Origin of the sequence: Xenorhabdus entomophaga (assembly GCF_037996725.1) — a bacterium.
GTDB classification, from domain to species: domain Bacteria; phylum Pseudomonadota; class Gammaproteobacteria; order Enterobacterales; family Enterobacteriaceae; genus Xenorhabdus; species Xenorhabdus khoisanae.
The window spans coordinates 1-15,459 of record NZ_JBBMXH010000104.1; the positions used below are offsets into that span (position 1 = coordinate 1).

At 44.4% G+C, this 15,459-nt stretch carries 23 protein-coding genes and 1 tRNA gene; 4 read left to right on the forward strand and 20 right to left on the reverse strand.

The features are described 5' to 3' along the window. Positions 1–140: 140 nt before the first annotated feature. The 4 genes from AAC854_RS17985 to AAC854_RS18000 are packed head-to-tail and all read right to left on the reverse strand — an operon-like array spanning position 141 to position 1,510. Complete coding sequence (locus AAC854_RS17985; RefSeq protein WP_340618328.1) at positions 141–593, reverse strand: lysis protein; 453 nt, start codon at positions 591–593, stop codon at positions 141–143. Then, on the reverse strand, positions 580–810 hold the full coding sequence (locus AAC854_RS17990) for a hypothetical protein (protein ID WP_340618329.1): 231 nt from the start codon (positions 808–810) through the stop codon (positions 580–582). Before AAC854_RS17990 ends, AAC854_RS17985 begins: the two co-directional genes overlap by 14 nt. Beyond that, positions 807–1,211, reverse strand: coding sequence for a structural protein (locus AAC854_RS17995; protein WP_340618330.1), 405 nt, complete (start codon positions 1,209–1,211; stop codon positions 807–809). The genes AAC854_RS17990 and AAC854_RS17995 overlap by 4 nt, the downstream gene beginning before the upstream one ends. Further along, entirely contained in the window at positions 1,208–1,510 is a 303-nt protein-coding gene (locus tag AAC854_RS18000) for a phage holin family protein (RefSeq protein ID WP_235428058.1), read from the reverse strand. Before AAC854_RS18000 ends, AAC854_RS17995 begins: the two co-directional genes overlap by 4 nt. Before the next feature lie 163 nt (positions 1,511–1,673). On the opposite strand from AAC854_RS18000, the gene AAC854_RS18005 reads away from it, so the two are divergent. Continuing rightward, on the forward strand, positions 1,674–2,192 hold the full coding sequence (locus AAC854_RS18005) for a hypothetical protein (RefSeq protein WP_340618331.1): 519 nt from the start codon (positions 1,674–1,676) through the stop codon (positions 2,190–2,192). A gap of 266 nt (positions 2,193–2,458) precedes the next feature. Here the strand turns inward: AAC854_RS18005 and AAC854_RS18010 are convergent, their stop codons facing one another. From AAC854_RS18010 to AAC854_RS18045, 8 genes are all read right to left on the reverse strand, one after another. Beyond that, a complete protein-coding gene (locus AAC854_RS18010; RefSeq protein WP_340618332.1) occupies positions 2,459–2,965 on the reverse strand; it encodes a DUF7823 domain-containing protein in 507 nt (168 codons plus the stop codon). 141 nt (positions 2,966–3,106) lie between these two features. Continuing rightward, the gene (locus AAC854_RS18015; protein WP_340618333.1) at positions 3,107–4,147 is read right to left on the reverse strand and encodes a DNA-methyltransferase; all 1,041 of its coding nucleotides are present in this window, start codon (positions 4,145–4,147) and stop codon (positions 3,107–3,109) included. Positions 4,148–4,251: 104 nt separating this feature from the next. After that, a complete protein-coding gene (locus AAC854_RS18020) occupies positions 4,252–4,452 on the reverse strand; it encodes a hypothetical protein (protein ID WP_340618334.1) in 201 nt (66 codons plus the stop codon). Positions 4,453–4,633: 181 nt separating this feature from the next. Beyond that, positions 4,634–5,032 (reverse strand): antiterminator Q family protein, encoded by a 399-nt coding sequence (locus AAC854_RS18025; protein WP_340618335.1) that lies wholly within the window; start codon positions 5,030–5,032, stop codon positions 4,634–4,636. A 245-nt stretch (positions 5,033–5,277) separates the two neighbouring features. Next, positions 5,278–8,004 (reverse strand): DUF927 domain-containing protein, encoded by a 2,727-nt coding sequence (locus AAC854_RS18030; RefSeq protein ID WP_340618336.1) that lies wholly within the window; start codon positions 8,002–8,004, stop codon positions 5,278–5,280. Further along, a complete protein-coding gene (locus tag AAC854_RS18035; protein ID WP_340618337.1) occupies positions 7,998–8,303 on the reverse strand; it encodes a hypothetical protein in 306 nt (101 codons plus the stop codon). Before AAC854_RS18035 ends, AAC854_RS18030 begins: the two co-directional genes overlap by 7 nt. 2 nt (positions 8,304–8,305) lie before the next feature. Then, on the reverse strand, positions 8,306–8,476 hold the full coding sequence (locus AAC854_RS18040; RefSeq protein ID WP_273549841.1) for a DUF4222 domain-containing protein: 171 nt from the start codon (positions 8,474–8,476) through the stop codon (positions 8,306–8,308). After that, positions 8,469–8,717 (reverse strand): hypothetical protein, encoded by a 249-nt coding sequence (locus AAC854_RS18045; protein ID WP_340618338.1) that lies wholly within the window; start codon positions 8,715–8,717, stop codon positions 8,469–8,471. The genes AAC854_RS18040 and AAC854_RS18045 overlap by 8 nt, the downstream gene beginning before the upstream one ends. Positions 8,718–8,847: 130 nt before the next feature. On the opposite strand from AAC854_RS18045, the gene AAC854_RS18050 reads away from it, so the two are divergent. Then, the gene (locus AAC854_RS18050; protein ID WP_340618339.1) at positions 8,848–9,021 is read left to right on the forward strand and encodes a hypothetical protein; all 174 of its coding nucleotides are present in this window, start codon (positions 8,848–8,850) and stop codon (positions 9,019–9,021) included. Positions 9,022–9,658: 637 nt separating this feature from the next. Here the strand turns inward: AAC854_RS18050 and AAC854_RS18055 are convergent. From AAC854_RS18055 to AAC854_RS18080, 6 genes are all read right to left on the reverse strand, one after another. Continuing rightward, positions 9,659–10,249, reverse strand: a complete 591-nt coding sequence (locus tag AAC854_RS18055) for a BRO-N domain-containing protein (RefSeq protein WP_340618340.1) — start codon at positions 10,247–10,249, stop codon at positions 9,659–9,661. 86 nt (positions 10,250–10,335) lie between these two features. Further along, the gene (locus AAC854_RS18060; RefSeq protein WP_340618341.1) at positions 10,336–10,551 is read right to left on the reverse strand and encodes a helix-turn-helix transcriptional regulator; all 216 of its coding nucleotides are present in this window, start codon (positions 10,549–10,551) and stop codon (positions 10,336–10,338) included. A 258-nt stretch (positions 10,552–10,809) separates the two neighbouring features. Further along, entirely contained in the window at positions 10,810–11,544 is a 735-nt protein-coding gene (locus tag AAC854_RS18065; protein ID WP_340618342.1) for a hypothetical protein, read from the reverse strand. Positions 11,545–11,558: 14 nt separating this feature from the next. Then, complete coding sequence (locus tag AAC854_RS18070) at positions 11,559–11,903, reverse strand: hypothetical protein (protein ID WP_340618343.1); 345 nt, start codon at positions 11,901–11,903, stop codon at positions 11,559–11,561. A 143-nt stretch (positions 11,904–12,046) separates the two neighbouring features. After that, on the reverse strand, positions 12,047–13,261 hold the full coding sequence (locus tag AAC854_RS18075; RefSeq protein WP_340618347.1) for a tyrosine-type recombinase/integrase: 1,215 nt from the start codon (positions 13,259–13,261) through the stop codon (positions 12,047–12,049). A 174-nt stretch (positions 13,262–13,435) separates the two neighbouring features. Next, positions 13,436–13,523: transfer RNA gene (locus AAC854_RS18080), tRNA-Ser, on the reverse strand. A 182-nt stretch (positions 13,524–13,705) separates the two neighbouring features. On the opposite strand from AAC854_RS18080, the gene tusE reads away from it, so the two are divergent. After that, positions 13,706–14,035: a sulfurtransferase TusE gene (tusE, locus tag AAC854_RS18085; RefSeq protein ID WP_340618344.1), complete on the forward strand. Its 330-nt coding sequence runs from the start codon at positions 13,706–13,708 to the stop codon at positions 14,033–14,035. Positions 14,036–14,050: 15 nt separating this feature from the next. On the opposite strand, the gene yccX is transcribed toward tusE, so the two are convergent. Next, a complete protein-coding gene (gene yccX / locus AAC854_RS18090) occupies positions 14,051–14,329 on the reverse strand; it encodes an acylphosphatase (protein ID WP_340618348.1) in 279 nt (92 codons plus the stop codon). A 224-nt stretch (positions 14,330–14,553) separates the two neighbouring features. On the opposite strand from yccX, the gene hspQ reads away from it, so the two are divergent. Beyond that, positions 14,554–14,874 carry a heat shock protein HspQ gene (gene hspQ / locus AAC854_RS18095; RefSeq protein WP_340618345.1) on the forward strand — a complete coding sequence of 107 codons (321 nt, stop codon included), beginning with the start codon at positions 14,554–14,556 and terminating at the stop codon, positions 14,872–14,874. Between the two features lie 69 nt (positions 14,875–14,943). Here hspQ and AAC854_RS18100 read toward each other — a convergent pair whose 3' ends face one another. Further along, entirely contained in the window at positions 14,944–15,387 is a 444-nt protein-coding gene (locus AAC854_RS18100; RefSeq protein ID WP_340618346.1) for a CoA-binding protein, read from the reverse strand. Positions 15,388–15,459: the final 72 nt, after the last annotated feature.

Below are 15,459 nucleotides of genomic sequence, written 5' to 3' on the forward strand. Positions count from 1 at the left end.
ACTCGTATTGGATTTATAAGATAATTACTGCGTCTTTCCATATTGTTGTCCTTTGCGTATTTTGCCTTTTTATAAATTGAAATTTACAGGCAAAGAAAAAGACACTCCATAGTTTCTTATTGAAATTATTAGTAATTATTCTATTCGTAACACTGACTTCTAACATAATCCTGCAAATATCTTAGTTTTGCCCGGTCGTTGATGATACCTTCTCGGATATCGAGAACAGTTGATCCAGTTTCTCCAGTGAGTTCGACGGCGGTTGTAGCGCCCACGCTGACGGAGGTAACGGTTTCAGACACGGGACAGGTGGCCTTGATGCGCAGCTTGCGACGACCAGCGGCAACATCAGTGCGCAAAGTGTCAATTTCAGTCTTGGCATTGGTGAGTTCCTGAGTGTGTCGGGTATCTAATTCGTGGAGTTGCTTGATGCGCTCTTGCTGGGTGGTGTTGATGGCGATTTGTTCTTCATGCTGTCGCTTTAACCTAGCGTATTCTTCGGCCTTGTCCTGATACTCACTGTAATAGAACCAAAGCAGACCAGCGACGACAGCAAAAGCACCCAGGGTGAAGTGCTGACTATTGAATTTCATCTTTCTTTACCCAATACCCACCACTCCACGATAGAGGGTTCCACCATTTAGCAGTAGATATCCATGTTTCAACCGTATCGTAATATCCTGCAAACTCGCCACAACGTTCACAAAACCTACCCAGAGAGCGGCGATTTTCAAAATCAGCGCCAAATGGTGCATCAGTGTGTATCTTATGGCAGTTATTACACCGCACTAATGTCTGGTAATTACTCATAGCATCTCAAACGCCCGTGTGAAGATATCATCGGAATAAGGCTGCCTGCCGTTCTCGTGCCGGATAATGGACTTCGCCAGCGCAATCAGCGTGGATTTATTGATGTCCAGAATCTGATTCGAATCGACATTCAGTGCCTTAGCAACACCGTTAATATAGGCAGTAGTGTTATTCTCGTTATTTGGAGCATAGCGATTAATCATCTTGGATACGCTGTTGTGACCGCCCTTGTGGTAATTGGTCAGCAACTTCATGAGTGCCCGGATACCATATTCCGGTGATTCAAACAGACAGAACCGAGGATTTTTTACCCCTGTTTCGATTCCAATTTGACCCTGCCACTTATTAGCAGGATTGTGATCAATATTGCCCGGGTTGTTATTGCGAATGCCTCTGCTCATCTTGGGTCACCTGTCAGTCTGTTCCAGAAATACGTGAGGGCAATACTCCCCATCGCGCCGCACATCCCCGCACTGGCGAAGGTCATGTATAAGCTCAGTCCTGCCTCGAGGCTGATAAAGCCCCCTATCAGTCCGGTGAAGCCCGAAACGACTACCTGAGCCACCGCCCCGAACCAACTCCAGCGGGCATTACTGGTTTTTATATCGATGATGTAGCGGACTATCCCGCCCCATGCTGAAAGCAGCAGCAGTATCAGCCATTGATACAGTTCAAAGCCGCTTGGGTCTTTATTTGGCATGCGCATATTCCACCCCATTTGAACAATGGGCGTCCGTGGGGTGAACGATGGTTACCCCTGTGAGTTGGTTAAAAGTAATGGATTGATAGTTAAGGTAAGCTGTCAGGTCAGCCAAAAATCAATCAACCGAAGTGATGGCTGATTAGCTTCTGGGAGATAGCGAATGGACATAGATGCAGATAAATATGACAGAGCATTACAGTTAGACATTCTAACCACTCTGTATAACACCTTTCCAGCTCCACTAGAGGATAGTGAGCATGATGAGCTGGTAAAAAAATTTAACAACCAAGACCATTTTACAGCCAACATGCTTTACCTTGAAATGCACGGTCTGATTCAACAGCCATTTATAAGGAGTGCAAATTTTGATGGTGTTGAATACATTTTTAGCAATCAAACATGCCTGATAACCGAGGCAGGTATTGATTTCTTACTGGATGATGGCGGTCTCAGTGCTATTTTAAAAGTGCAAACAATTCGTATTCATGCTGATTCAATCAAGGCTCTTGAGGAGCTTATTGTAAGCACTGGTGCATCATCTGATCTAAAGTCGGTTTTGAAAGCAAAACTTCGTGAGCTTCCGGCAAGCGCCATAACACATTTGATGAACACACTATTGACGAAGGCGGTAACAAATGTGCCGCTCGCGTTTCAGATAATTCAAAAATACCTCCAGTAGAGCTGTATTTTTTTGAACGTCTGATCAAGCTGAATTTACCCCAGCCAATGGCGTTACTCATATACACCCAAAAGTGATCATCAGTCCAATCTGCATGAATAAAAAATCCGTTTGGGTGTATCAATGATGTAAATATCTTCATTATTCACCTCACGTGAGTTAATAGGATGCCAGCCGCAATAGAGATACTGAGGTTCTGGGAGTGATTGCGGTGGCAGATACGAAAAAGGCCACGCCATGCGCAGCCTTGAATTCAGTGTGTAGATTTATTCCCAGTTGAGGCAAAAATGAAGTGTTTTATTTACGTTTTGTTGCAATAGGGTACCTAATTTTCGTGCATCAAAGTATCGGTATTGGCAACCGTATTCATATTTTTCCATTCCAATAAAATTTTCTACTGTGTTGTCAGTTCCAACATTATTGCTCACAATGATCTTGCTTCCAAGGAAATAAACCTCATCGTTGACAGTAACAGTGAGTGATTTTTCAAAAAATTTGTTCATCTTCTGATAACCATCTTGATTGTTACCAGAAGAAACTTTTATGCTAATCGCCTTATTAGCATTACACCATGTAAAAAACAAAAACTCCGTAATATCAGTTTTATTTTGGAGGTTAGTTAAAACACCAAAAGGATACACACCGTTACTTACAAATTTCTCATCGGCAAGATACCCCAAAACTTGAGCGCCTTGAGGGTACCTAAATTCTCCTGTACCTACCTCAAGATCAAAAGAAAAAATACAATTATCCAATGCATTAACTTCAGACATAAATCTCTCTCTTTTTAATTGGTTAAAATTCGAGGTCATTTTATTCTACTGCTAAAGCAACGAGATCTTCACTTAAAATATATTTTCATCCCAGTTAATTTTGCTAGCCGCAAAACTTGCAATTTTTAAGTTCATCGATATCTATATAGAGAATCTTAAATTGGCTATTTCTTGCTCAGTCCGCTTAAACCGTGCTTCTTCCAATTCAACACCCAAAACACGGCGGTTTAACTTCAGCGCCTCTTTAATTGTTGAACCAGAACCCATGAAAAAATCAGCCACAACATCACCCTCACGGCTACTGCTGCGAATAATGTGTGTCATGAGTTCGGCGGGTTTTTCACATGGGTGTTTGCCGGGGTAATATTGAACAGGTGGAAAATGCCAAACGTCGGTATATGGCACATCCACTGTCACCGAGAACGGACGGCGTAATAGCCCGTATTCCTGACTGAGTTCCTCATACCGACGAGATAATTCCAGATGAGATGCAATCAATTCGTCGTGCGGCCTGTTCAGTTCGCCATTCTGCCGTTTTTCTGCTGCAATACGGGAAAATAGTTCCTGCAGTTTCCGGTAATCCTCGGCGTTAGGAAGCTGCCATTGGCTATAACCAAACCAATGACTGGCCATCTGCTTTCCGGTGGCCTCGTTAATGTCTTTTGCCGTGACGCCTAATGCTTTTCGGGCATCACGGAAGTAATCGATCAGCGGTTTAAATACCGACTGTTTCAGTTCCCGGGATTGTTTGAAATAGCCATCGCCTTTCGGGTGGTATGGCCCTTGGTAATGTTCGGCAAAAATAATGCGTTCAGTGGCCGGAAAGTAGGCTCTTAGGCTTTCTTTGTTTTGTCTGCACCACGGGCCGGACGGTTTCGCCCAAATGATATGGTTCAACACATTGAATCGTTCACGCACGAGCAATTCAGTATCGGAGGCCAGACGCGAACCACAGAACATATACAAACTGCCATTGGGTTTCAGTACCCGCCAGAACTCGGCAAGCATCTCGTCCAGCCACGCAAGATAAGCTGCCACATCGTTCCACTGATTATCCCAGCCACAGTCTTTTACCCGAAAGTACGGCGGGTCAGTGGCGATCAGGTCAATGCAGTTGTCCGGTAACGTTTTGATAAAATTCAGCGAGTCGTCGTTAATTAATGTGATACCACTTAAATTCACAATATTCTTCCCGAAATCGACGCTGACTGGACCTATGGAAAGCGACAGGGCGAAAGGTGGGTACTACAAATCCACCAGCTTTTCACCCCTTAAGACATCACCCATCAGGGGCAACGTTTGAAAAACGTGTCGTCGTCCCGGCTTTCCATCAGGCCAGCCAGACAAAATTGAGTTAAAAGCAATTGGCAACGCGGCGTAGATAGCCCCGTTAGGGTGGAAACATCTGAAACAGAAATCCAGTCATACACAGGCAGAGTTTCTAAAACGCATGAGGCCGTTGTTGTCATATCGTCATGTTTTAGCATGATAATTTCAACCTTTTGGTCAGTTATTCGTCATGAACACACATGTAACTCCGACCGATAACAACAGCAAGTCTTATTCTTAATTTTAGGCAACAAAAAACCCCGCCGAAGCGAGGTCTGAAAATTCGATAAGCTGTGTGACATTGCTATCACTCTTATCACAATATACTGACTTTTGTAATTACGCAACCGAATTGACGATTTCTTTTTGTACGCATTTATCCAGTTCCAAAATCACATCTGAAACAGCCAGTACTCCTTCAATAAATCCCTCCGCGGCCTGCAACCGCTTTGCCACTTCATTATGGGAAATACCTAATTTCGCGCCCATGGGTCTTAATGGCAGCGCCTTAATGTAGTGCAAGACGATCAGCTGGTAGTGATAAGGATTATGCTTCTTCAACCGCAGAACGGCGGCATCAATAGCAAATCCATCATCATCACAACATTGTGCACGGGTCTTTCGGGTACTGGGTGTCAACCCCTTGAATCCAGCAGCAACGGGTGCCCAGTCAACCGCACTGTTTCCCTCACTGGCCCATGTTCCCCATTGACTGAGTATTATCCGCATATCACGCATTTGCACATTCCCCCACCCGCATCCCCATCAAGCCTCTTTCTTTCTGACAGTGTAAGTTAAGTAATTTTTTCATCATGCCTCTCTGTACTGTCCTTTCGTCTTCCCATTTGATGTTGTCTCAAAACCCCTGTTTGTTGTCTCATGTTGTCTCAATTTAAAAGTAAAAATAATTAGAATTCATATAGTTAATAAAAATGAGACAACTGAGGCAACTGAGACAACCGATTTAGCCCTCACATGGGAAATTATTCGTCGTCTGATTCAGGCACTAACACCATGATATAAGCCCGTTGCTGGATACCCCCTAAGTGCTTAAGGCGGGGGGTCTTGCCCTGAAAACTCCTTCCACTGGCTGGCTTCCTGAGAATGCCATTTTTCACTAACGTATCCGCGAACATATCCACGTTAAACCCTTTGGCAATCTCCTGTTTGAACGTGCCGGGCAGCGTATAGAAAACAATCGGCGCATCATCATGCCCCCCCTTCTTCTCCCGGTAACCCGCTAAATCCCGTATCGGCAGATCCCTTTCGTCATAAGGCAGCGGGGCATAACGGCTCATGCCATGCGCATTCAGAAAGGAAACGGCCTGCTCGACAATCTGTTCCAGTTCTTTGTTACCTGTCCCGAACTCAGCCACCCAGACATTAAAGATATATTGCAGGGCATCCCGGCACTCGCGTTCATCCCATCCGGTCACCGCACGCCCTAACAGCATGGCGGCTTCCAGTACCGCAAAGCGATCACTGACCCGTTGCACCTGTTCGCCGTAGCTTTCAGGTATCAGTTTGCTCCATCGTGACTGCGCGTCGATATAGGCTTGTCTGGCGGCTTCTTGATGGGTAGCCAGATATTCAATCCACGCCCTGCCTGCCGCGCCGTGATGTTCCCGGCAACCCCGCTTTAGCGCATCGGCATGGGCCTTGCCACTGTCCAGACCGTGCAGGGTCTTGGCCCTTTCCATCGGGATATTCAGCAACCGGACCAACTGCCCGGCATTGATTTTGATCCCGGCTTCCATCAAGAACGTAGGGATATCTTTTTCGCCCGTACTGATCGCCACGGTCCGCCAGCTGGTCAAAGGACGGTTACCCCCTTCTTTTGCCCCCTGTATTTTCCCCTTGCCGTTAAACAGGGTATAGGCTGAGGTGTGGACATGTTTAGGGTTCGCGCCTTGCCCGACTTCATCCAGTGACAGCAGCCCGTCATTGTGCGCCAGCGCCTCGTTGGCAATCCCCAGTGCCGTGCCGTACCACGTTAAGCGTTGTTCGTCCGCTTTACCGTACAGACTGGTTGCAATATCGGCGGTCGTTGTTTTCCCGGCAGTTGATTGGGCATAAAGATGAACACCAAAACCGTCAGCCCCCACCATCCCTATCATCGGGGCCGCCAATGCCGTAGCTACCCCTAACATCATAAACGGGTTATTGTCAGCCAGACGTGCCACGTGTTCACGCCAGCTTTCCGTGGTACCTGAAACGGTGTAAGCATTTGCTGCGGCACTGCCACCGTTAAACAATACCGGTTGTTCAGGCACGCCAATGACTGAACCGTCCGGCATGATATAAGCGCCTTTATGCCAGCCTGATTTTGCCGTGATACTCCAGAGTTCCTGAGTGTGACTTCGGATCAGCCAGTCAGCCAGAATCGCCCTGAGATTGCTTTTTGTTGTCACCTGTACGCCCCCGGCTTTCAGTATCCTCCAGCCTTCACGCTCGCCAATATCGGCTGCCGAAATCCCTTTAATGACGGGTTCCTTGTTGCCCTTAGCCTGCCAGCGGGCAATCAGGTACTGTTCATCATTGTCATCAATGCCCGTGCCGATCACTTCAATCGGTGAACACAGCCATTGTTCAGGCTGAATAATTTCGCCGGTTTCTTTGTCCAGTTTCGGTGTCACGTAAAAAACCCCACCGGGGCGAACGTCGATAAACGGTATCAGCGGATCACGGGCTTTCTCACGATGTTCATCTAAATTAACGACCACTGACTTCAACACTGGCGCGTTCTCCCCTGCCTGATACAATCCCTGACTGAATGCCTGCTTTGCTGCCTCAATGCCGTGCTGCTGGCGATAATCGTCCCAGTCGGCTTTGCGTTCTGTGGGCGGTAACGTGACCCACCCGTTGATCGCTTTGGCGGTTTTCTCGGCTGCAATCTTGCCGACGTTCTTCTTGGGCTTGCCTTTGTCGTCCAGTTCGTCCGGTGTATGCCAGTCGTTATCCGCCGCCAGAATGATTTTCGCTGTTGTCCACCGTTCTCTCACCAGCCCGGCAACGGTCGATAAATTACCCTCATCCAGCGCAGCCAGTACTAAGCCCTCATGCAATTGACTGACCGTTAAAGCGGTAGCGTAACCCTCAGTAATGATGATCGTGTCTGGCGTTCCGGTGATGGGTGATAAGGGGATAAAACTTCCCTTTTTCTGCGTACCAGAGACAAGGCGTTTTTCACCCGTCGGTTTAATGACCTGAGCGCCGGTGATTATGCCGTCCAGTGCCTGAGTGACCAGTACCAAAGAGCCATCTTTCAGTAACCTTTGATCGGGGCATGGCAGCCCCTTGTTAGTCAGATAGTCGGATTGCCCGGTAGTGGCCTGAGCTAATAACTTGTTCACTTTCTCAGCTATCGGTTGAGCCTCTGATTTCGGAGCCTCCTTTCTGGCGGGCTTGGGTTCGGGTAAAGGTAACAGCAGCGTATCAGAAACAGCTTTCACGGCCTCAGTGATCGTGATTCCCTTAGCCCTCACCAACAAATCAAAACCATCACCATACTGCGGGTTATCACACTGGCGGCAATGCCAGTTACCGTCTCCGTGGTCGTCGATGAAGTGAAAGCGGTCAGTGCCCCCGCATATCGGGCAAGCACCATGCTTACCCTTTGCTGGAACATCTACCCCACAGGCAGACAGCAATCCTTGCCACTGCCCTTGTGCCGCTGTTTTCACTGAACGGACATCAATATGCGTTACCATTTCGGGAATCCCTCGCGGTGATAGATTTCAAAATCCGCATGCTGTGCTGTGTCATTCAGGGCTTCGGCGATCCTTGGCAGATACATCAGGGCTTCACCGATGCGGCGTAAATCGTCCCTTGCCTGACAATCAGCATAGTTTTCGTTGTCTGCTGACCAGAAAGCCAGTTCGCCCATCGCGGACATCGCCGCCATCACTGCACTGTGTGCGCCGTCTGAGTGCTTGCGTAAGTCTTTCAGTTCCTCCGTGTCCATAGCGCTAAAGTTGTTGCGTACCAAGTGGTTATAGATATCAGACATAATCAGGCTCTCCCTGCGTAGGTGTGTTCTTTAGTGAAACGGCTTAAAGGCATGGTGCACGGGCTTTGATACCCTTCACGGACAAACGTCACGCGATTAAAGGCGACTGACAGCACCTGAACGGTTTCCCCGTTTTTATGGGTGTAGTAGTCATGGGGGGCAGGGTTAGACATGGTTTACCCCCTGAACGGTAGACATATCGCTACGGTTGAAAGGGGTATCGATACCGATATTCCTTGGTTGACGGGAAACAAATATCAGTGAGGGAATGCCTGCCAGCAGACGGGCTTCTCCTTCGCTATCTGCCAGTACCGTAATCAGGCGCACCGGGTGAATATCCACCAGCCGCTGAGTGCCAGACGCAATTAGGAATGTAAATTTAAGGCGAGTTTGGTTATGCTGTGGGGTATCCATAGCGTAAGCCTCCTTTACGTTGTGGTTAGACGCCTCGATAGTGTTTGCCGCACTTCGGGGCGTTGTTGTTTTTGGTCTACACTTGTCATACACTTGATGTATGAATCCAATATAAACAGGAGTAAACCAAGTGTCAACCATTAAAATAGCAGGAAAGGGAAACAAGCAAATCGCGTTAAGAGTAGAACCATCCCTTGAGCAAGGAATCAAAGCAGCGTTAGCCCAAGATGGTGACGCTTCTGTATCTGCATGGATAAAAAGAATTATCCGCAAAGAGTTACAATCTCGCGGTATTGAACAATAACCAACCAACAGACAATAAGTCCGGTGGTTAACCTCGTCAAAATTATTGACTTGGTTGACTGACCCTCTAAAAGAGGGCAAGTTAACTGATTGATTTATTTCATGACGCAAATATGCGTGATCCCAAAGGGTAGCATTCGCCGTGCTATCCTTTTCTTTTTGTACCTGACTAACTGTCAGTCGCAAATTAACCGCGTCGCTAAATGATACGCGGAAAGTTTGCGCAACCCTTGATGAGGTGTACAAATTCTGTGAGTAAATATCATTTACGCTCAAAGTCTGATAATGGGATATTGGATTTTGCATCGACGAATTTCGTCGGGACAAATAATCACCAGACTGCAAATATGCCGTCTGATTGAATATCAATGGGTTAGGTAGCCACCCCGAAATTATCGGGGAGCCTAAACTATGACGAAACGCCAAATATGGCGTCTGGATATTTATCAATGAGTTATTGGGGTGTGAGATATTTTTCGCATACCCACAGGCTAAAATTTCAGCCGATGACTGAGCGAAAAATTTCGCCGATTGACAGGCCAAAGTGAGGACCACGGTATTCTTCGAGGTCACTGAGCTAATGACCTCGACAATAGGCCCCCTCAACCTCAAGGAGTCGACACAATTAATAATGATCATTACTCAGCCTCTTCCAAAAAATCAGGCTGGTATGTTCTCCACAGTTCCCGTCCTTCTTTATTTAAGCTGGCTTTCTCTCCCTTGCATGATTGCAGATCGCGTCCACGTTGAGATGCGATTGCTTTGTATTCGTTTTGTCTTCGGGTGAAATCGTTCAACGCAGCAAATGGCACACCGTAAGAGCCTGTTTTGCGAATAGATGGAATAACGTTCCGGAATACCCAATTAATGAAACGATGAGCTAACGTATCCTTTTTCGTTGCTTTTCGGCTACGGGCAATCAGCTTGTAGAAGCCCGATTCAGAAACAGCCCTCATTTTTTGTTTTCCACCAAGGGTGTAAATTAAACTTACCCCCTTTTCATCGTCATCAAGGGCTTTCAATGCCATGCGATGGTTAGACAGTTCCAAGGCATTACAGACATCTTTTGCAATAAACCATGGTTCATTATTAACTTTGAAAATTCTCACCTGTATGCCCTCAAATTTAATAAATGAGATGTCCGCTGCATCGACATTCAAAATATCATCTTGACTATTTTCAGAGTGAGCGAAGCCCTGACCATTTAAGGCCACCTTTTTAGATGTCATATTTTTACCCTGTTTTAATTAATTTGATTTTCGGCTATAGGGGTTATTTACATTGTCTACTGTTGGCAGGAATATAAAGCTTTTCATCACCTCACCTCACCACGAGATTCAGCGATACGTTGTGATATCCAGTCGTCAACTTCTGATTCAATAAAAGCGACTGAGCGAGTGCCTATTTTGACTTGCTTAGGGAATCGGTTATCTGCAATGAGTTTGTAGATCCATGCTTTGCCGTAACCGGTTCTGCGTTGAACTTCGGGTAAGCGGATAAGATTTTCTTTAGGTGTTGTGATTGCCGGCATGTAGCCCTCCTGTATTAGCCCGTTAAGCACCGTAATAGACGGCGTTCGATTTACAGGAGATATATTTGCATGAAAAAAATCTTTTTGATCATACCATTAGCCCTAATGGTACATGACACTAGATTTACCCTTGGGGTTGTGGGTTAAGTGTGCTTTTTTTAGCCGCTTCACTATTAGGGTACAGGGTAAAAGTAACATAATTACCCTCAGGGTTAAGAGTAACAGCCCTAATACCACTTGTGATATAGGGCATTAGTATTACTTTCTCTTAATCGGACAGGCTACTTTTTCAATAGCTTGTGCTTGAGCTTTAGTCATGCCGAACTGTTTATATTCCTCCAGCAATTTTTCAACTGCCCATTCTTGTACTGGAATAGTATCCCTTAAATCTTCATTATATTTTGTCCATTCTTCATTTCTTAATTTTATTGCAATTAAGAGAGGGTCATCTACTCTATAATTACCTAATAATGACGGTTGATTTGACTTTAATATTTCAATCTCAGTTTTTAATTGATTGTTTTTTGAATTTAAACTTTCAATTTGCATTAACAAGTTATCAATTTTTTTCTCATCATGGTTATTTTTGATGATTGATAAAGTAAACGGCCAATCTAAGTTGTATTCTTTAGCCCATTTAGTTATTTGATCTTTTACTAATGTCACATCAACTCTATATGCTTCATTATATCCATACTCTGTGACAACATCTGAACCAGATAATATATCATTATCATAGGCATCCCAAAGTGAAGCTCTGTATCCCATAACAATATCAGCTAGAGGGCTTCCATTCACAACATCATTTGGCTTGCAGCCAGCTAAAATATTTGCAGCTTCCTGCAATTGAATGCCTATTCTAGTTTTATACGGCTTCAAATAATCAGGTAAAAAATCGTTGCTATTCCCAAGAGAAAATCCTAAACACTCTTCTAATTGAGATTTGATGAATCCATATGCTTTATATTCTTTTTTTAATTTACGATGTTCCATAACATTATTCCAATTTAAAAAGGGATATCATCAAAATCCATAGGGGCTGTAAGTGGTTCTTCTTCATATATGTACGGGTCTCCCTCAACAATGCTCAATAGAATTGAACGAATTAAAGGTCGACCATCACAGTAAGGAAAAGTTGCTATACCTATCTTTTTTACAAAGAAAGGAGGATTTATAGAGTTATTATCATAGTCATATTCATCAGGAAGTTTTGATAATAAAATTTCAGCAGCAACTGCCCTCGAACATTCAAGTTTATTACTAATAATATTGAGAACTTCTTCTATTGAAAGAAACTCACTTGCTTTCTTCTTTAGTTCAGACAACGGATCAGATGTAATGATGTCATTCATACGTCACCTCACGCCCTCTATTGGTAGGAGCTATGCCAGCCCGTAGAGGTGTACGAGTTTTCGGGGATCAGCCTAGGCATAGCCTTATTTTTTAACGTCTTGGATAGTCTACTAAAGACAATTACCACTGTCTATTCATCCAATTAAACACGTTTCCCAAATTTTCTGGGCTCCACATTTTCGCCCCGTTCGAGTGCGTCCATATAGTCAGCATACCATTGAAGCATTTCTCTACGCCCATCCAAATGAAGGGCATGGTTATACGTGCCCCTAATAGTATTTTTATCAACATGAGCAAGCTGCAATTCTACCCATTCAGAAGGGAAACGTTGCTCATGTAGCACAGTACTCATAGTGTGGCGGAACCCATGCCCCGTAGCTCTGCCGCCATACCCCATACGCTTCATCATAGTATTCATAGCCATTTCACTGAGAGGTTTTTTGTAATCAGTTCGGCTAGGGAATACATATTGGTAATCACCACTAATTGGGATTAATTGCTGAAACAAAGTCACCGCCTGATCTGACAAAGGCACGCTGTGTGGTCTGCGCATCTTCATTCTTTCCGCAGGGATTTGGATAACCTTCTTTTCTAAATCAACTTCACTCCACTCTAATTTTCTTAATTCACCAGGGCGCAATCCGGTAATAATCAAAATTCTCAGTGCATGTCTAACAACTTGGCTGCCCATGTGCTTATCAATGGATTTTAGGAATTCGGGTAACTCATCAACATCAAGGTGAGGGTAATGTTCTCTTTTATGGGGAATAAAAGCACTGGCAAGATCAGGGGCTGGATTATACTCAGCCCGACCGGTGATAATTGCGTATTTCCAAACTTCACCACAGCGTTGGCGGACTTTTTTTAACTTCTCAGTAGCCCCACGTTTTTCCATTCTCGAAAGAACATCCAGTAATTCCAAGGGCTTTATATCTGCTATTGGTCTATTGCCAATATAAGGAAAGACGTCATTTTCAAAAGCACTCATCATGTCAGCGCGATACCCTGCCGACCACCTATCTTTGCGTTTTTCGTACCATTCAAGAGTAATTTTTTCAAAAGTATTTTCAGACATGATAACGCTTTCTCGCTTCTTCTGTTTTCTATCTTCAGAAGGATTAACGCCATCAGCAATCATAGATCGGCACTCTGCGGTTCTTTTCCTTGCTTCCGCTAAAGGTACTTCAGGGTAAGTACCTAAAGAAATCATCTTCTGTTTACCTTCAAAACGATAACGGAATCGCCAACCTCTAGATCCATTTGGCTCTATCAATAACCAAAGCCCATTTCCATCAGATAGCGTATAAGACTTTGCTTCTGGCTTGGCTCTCTTAATTGCCACGTCTGTTAGCTTCATCATTTCACCCATGTGTATAGGAAGATGTGTATAGGAAAAACTATACACAAAATTATACACAATTTCATGTCGCTTTCAGGAGACGTTAGGAGATATTAGGAGACTTGGATTTATTGTTATTTATTGATTTTATTTGAAAAAGTGGACTTGAGGAGACGTTAGGATAAGTAGAAGTGGCGGAGGAGGAGAGATTCGAACTCTCGGATGGTTTCCCATCGGCGGTTTTCAAGACCGCTGCCTTCAGCCGCTCGGCCACCCCTCCGCGATGTCGAGCACTATAAACATCACTGTTCCCAATGTAAAGTATTTATCTGTTCAACTGCCGTCAATTTATTCACTTTGCCATCTATTGGTCTATTTATTCAGCACATTTGGTAATCTTTCTTGGGAATAGTGGTGATTTTTGCTAAATTGCAGCCATCGTAATTGGATGGTTAAAAAATTATGTTGGTATTTGAAGGTCGTGAAATCGAAACTGATGCGCAGGGTTATCTAAAAAACAGCAGTGACTGGCAAGAAGCCATGGCGCCTATTCTTGCTGAACAGGAAGCAATCACTCTAACCGAACCACACTGGGAAGTGATACATTTTGTGCGTGGTTTCTACGAGGAATTTAATACTTCTCCCGCTATTCGTATGTTAGTTAAGGCAATCTCTCAAAAATATGGTGAGGAAAAAGGGAACAGCCGTTACCTTTATCGACTATTCCCCAAAGGGCCGGCAAAACAAGCAACAAAAATTGCAGGCCTCCCGAAACCAGTCAAGTGTATTTGATCTCTTCATCCGTCGTTAATGGCGGATGCTAAAATCAGTCATCTCTTCTACTTCGCAAAATTGTGACTCGAAATGTTCGATCTTGGCACCCGGAGGCCCTCCCTGTTCCAACCAATGTGTTAGCATTTTGATTTGCGTGTCATCACCACAAGCAACAATTTTAACGCTGCCATCATTCATATTACGAACATATCCCACCAGCTTATTTTTCTTTGCCCAATGGTGCGTTTGATAACGGAATCCAACGCCCTGCACTCGGCCGTAAACATAAATAATAATGTTGTACTTGGTCATCATTACCTCCCTCCCAAAGCAGATAGTAAGAACTTTGAAACGTTAAACCCACTTTTGGTATTGTATTTTATATACGCAACAGCTAACCTGAAATTATGAGGTGGAGATCACATGCCATCTTAGTTTCAAAAATTATGCAAAAATTCCGGCTACCGGGTATGCACTTGAAATTTACCTTATTGTCCTTATATAAGAGTCATTGCAAGGTTTCTTTGGAGGTGACTATGATGATCGCCAGCAAATTCGGTATCGGCCAGCAAGTACGACATAGTCTGCTGGGTTATTTGGGTGTTGTTGTAGATATTGATGCTGAATATTCTTTAGAACAGCCGCAGGAAAATGATATTGCATCTAATGCTACCTTACGTTCAGCTCCGTGGTACCACGTTGTGATGGAAGGAGATGATGGGCAACCCGTCCATACTTATCTGGCAGAAGCTCAATTGACTTATGAAACATCAGATGATCACCCAGAACAACCTTCTATGGATGAGTTGGCTGAATCAATCCGCAATCAATTGCAAGCCCCACGACTACGAAATTAAACACTCTTACTTACCCTTGTTTAAACCCTTTCAGTAAGGTGGTGCATAATAAAACGATCACCACCTTATTTATTTCTCCATGCCCAAGCGCGGGATTTCAATTTTAGGGCAACAATCCATCACAACATCCAGTCCCTCGTGTTCTGCCAGTGATTTTGCTTCTTCATTGATGATGTTTTTCTGTAACCAAAGCACTTTTGCACCAATAGCGATTGCTTCTTCAGCAACACCGTAAGCCGCTGTCGCATTACGGAATACATCAACCATATCCACTGGTTGATCAATATCTGCTAATTGGCTCACAACAAGCTGTCCCAACAAAGTTTGCCCTGCCAATTTAGGGCTGACAGGAATAACTTTATATCCCTGGTTCAGTAAGTATTCCATTACCTTATAGCTTGGGCGCTCTGGTTTATCACTCGCTCCTACCAACGCTATTGTTCTGACCTTTTTCAGTATAGCCGTTATATATTGAACGCGATGCTCGACTTTTATGATGAGTTGAAATGACATAGCCGCTCCTTTATAACTTTAAGTCGTCAAAAATAGAGAAATAAAGGAACAAAAGGCTATGTCACAGCAAGA

Excerpts from the sequence above, each read along its gene's own strand:
- AAC854_RS18055 (WP_340618340.1), bottom strand. The coding sequence starts at position 10,249 with ATGACATCTAAAAAGGTGGCCTTAAATGGTCAGGGCTTCGCTCACTCT.
- AAC854_RS18060 (WP_340618341.1), bottom strand. The coding sequence starts at position 10,551 with ATGCCGGCAATCACAACACCTAAAGAAAATCTTATCCGCTTACCCGAA.
- AAC854_RS17995 (WP_340618330.1), bottom strand. The coding sequence starts at position 1,211 with ATGAGCAGAGGCATTCGCAATAACAACCCGGGCAATATTGATCACAAT.
- AAC854_RS18035 (WP_340618337.1), bottom strand. The coding sequence starts at position 8,303 with ATGTCTGATATCTATAACCACTTGGTACGCAACAACTTTAGCGCTATG.
- AAC854_RS18040 (WP_273549841.1), bottom strand. The coding sequence starts at position 8,476 with ATGTCTAACCCTGCCCCCCATGACTACTACACCCATAAAAACGGGGAA.
- AAC854_RS18000 (WP_235428058.1), bottom strand. The coding sequence starts at position 1,510 with ATGCCAAATAAAGACCCAAGCGGCTTTGAACTGTATCAATGGCTGATA.
- AAC854_RS17985 (WP_340618328.1), bottom strand. The coding sequence starts at position 593 with ATGAAATTCAATAGTCAGCACTTCACCCTGGGTGCTTTTGCTGTCGTC.
- AAC854_RS18005 (WP_340618331.1), top strand. The coding sequence starts at position 1,674 with ATGGACATAGATGCAGATAAATATGACAGAGCATTACAGTTAGACATT.
- AAC854_RS18010 (WP_340618332.1), bottom strand. The coding sequence starts at position 2,965 with ATGTCTGAAGTTAATGCATTGGATAATTGTATTTTTTCTTTTGATCTT.
- hspQ (WP_340618345.1), top strand. The coding sequence starts at position 14,554 with ATGATGATCGCCAGCAAATTCGGTATCGGCCAGCAAGTACGACATAGT.
- tusE (WP_340618344.1), top strand. The coding sequence starts at position 13,706 with ATGTTGGTATTTGAAGGTCGTGAAATCGAAACTGATGCGCAGGGTTAT.
- AAC854_RS18070 (WP_340618343.1), bottom strand. The coding sequence starts at position 11,903 with ATGAATGACATCATTACATCTGATCCGTTGTCTGAACTAAAGAAGAAA.
- yccX (WP_340618348.1), bottom strand. The coding sequence starts at position 14,329 with ATGACCAAGTACAACATTATTATTTATGTTTACGGCCGAGTGCAGGGC.
- AAC854_RS18025 (WP_340618335.1), bottom strand. The coding sequence starts at position 5,032 with ATGCGTGATATGCGGATAATACTCAGTCAATGGGGAACATGGGCCAGT.
- AAC854_RS18100 (WP_340618346.1), bottom strand. The coding sequence starts at position 15,387 with ATGTCATTTCAACTCATCATAAAAGTCGAGCATCGCGTTCAATATATA.
- AAC854_RS18030 (WP_340618336.1), bottom strand. The coding sequence starts at position 8,004 with ATGGTAACGCATATTGATGTCCGTTCAGTGAAAACAGCGGCACAAGGG.
- AAC854_RS18075 (WP_340618347.1), bottom strand. The coding sequence starts at position 13,261 with ATGAAGCTAACAGACGTGGCAATTAAGAGAGCCAAGCCAGAAGCAAAG.
- AAC854_RS18020 (WP_340618334.1), bottom strand. The coding sequence starts at position 4,452 with ATGCTAAAACATGACGATATGACAACAACGGCCTCATGCGTTTTAGAA.
- AAC854_RS18045 (WP_340618338.1), bottom strand. The coding sequence starts at position 8,717 with ATGGATACCCCACAGCATAACCAAACTCGCCTTAAATTTACATTCCTA.
- AAC854_RS17990 (WP_340618329.1), bottom strand. The coding sequence starts at position 810 with ATGAGTAATTACCAGACATTAGTGCGGTGTAATAACTGCCATAAGATA.
- AAC854_RS18065 (WP_340618342.1), bottom strand. The coding sequence starts at position 11,544 with ATGGAACATCGTAAATTAAAAAAAGAATATAAAGCATATGGATTCATC.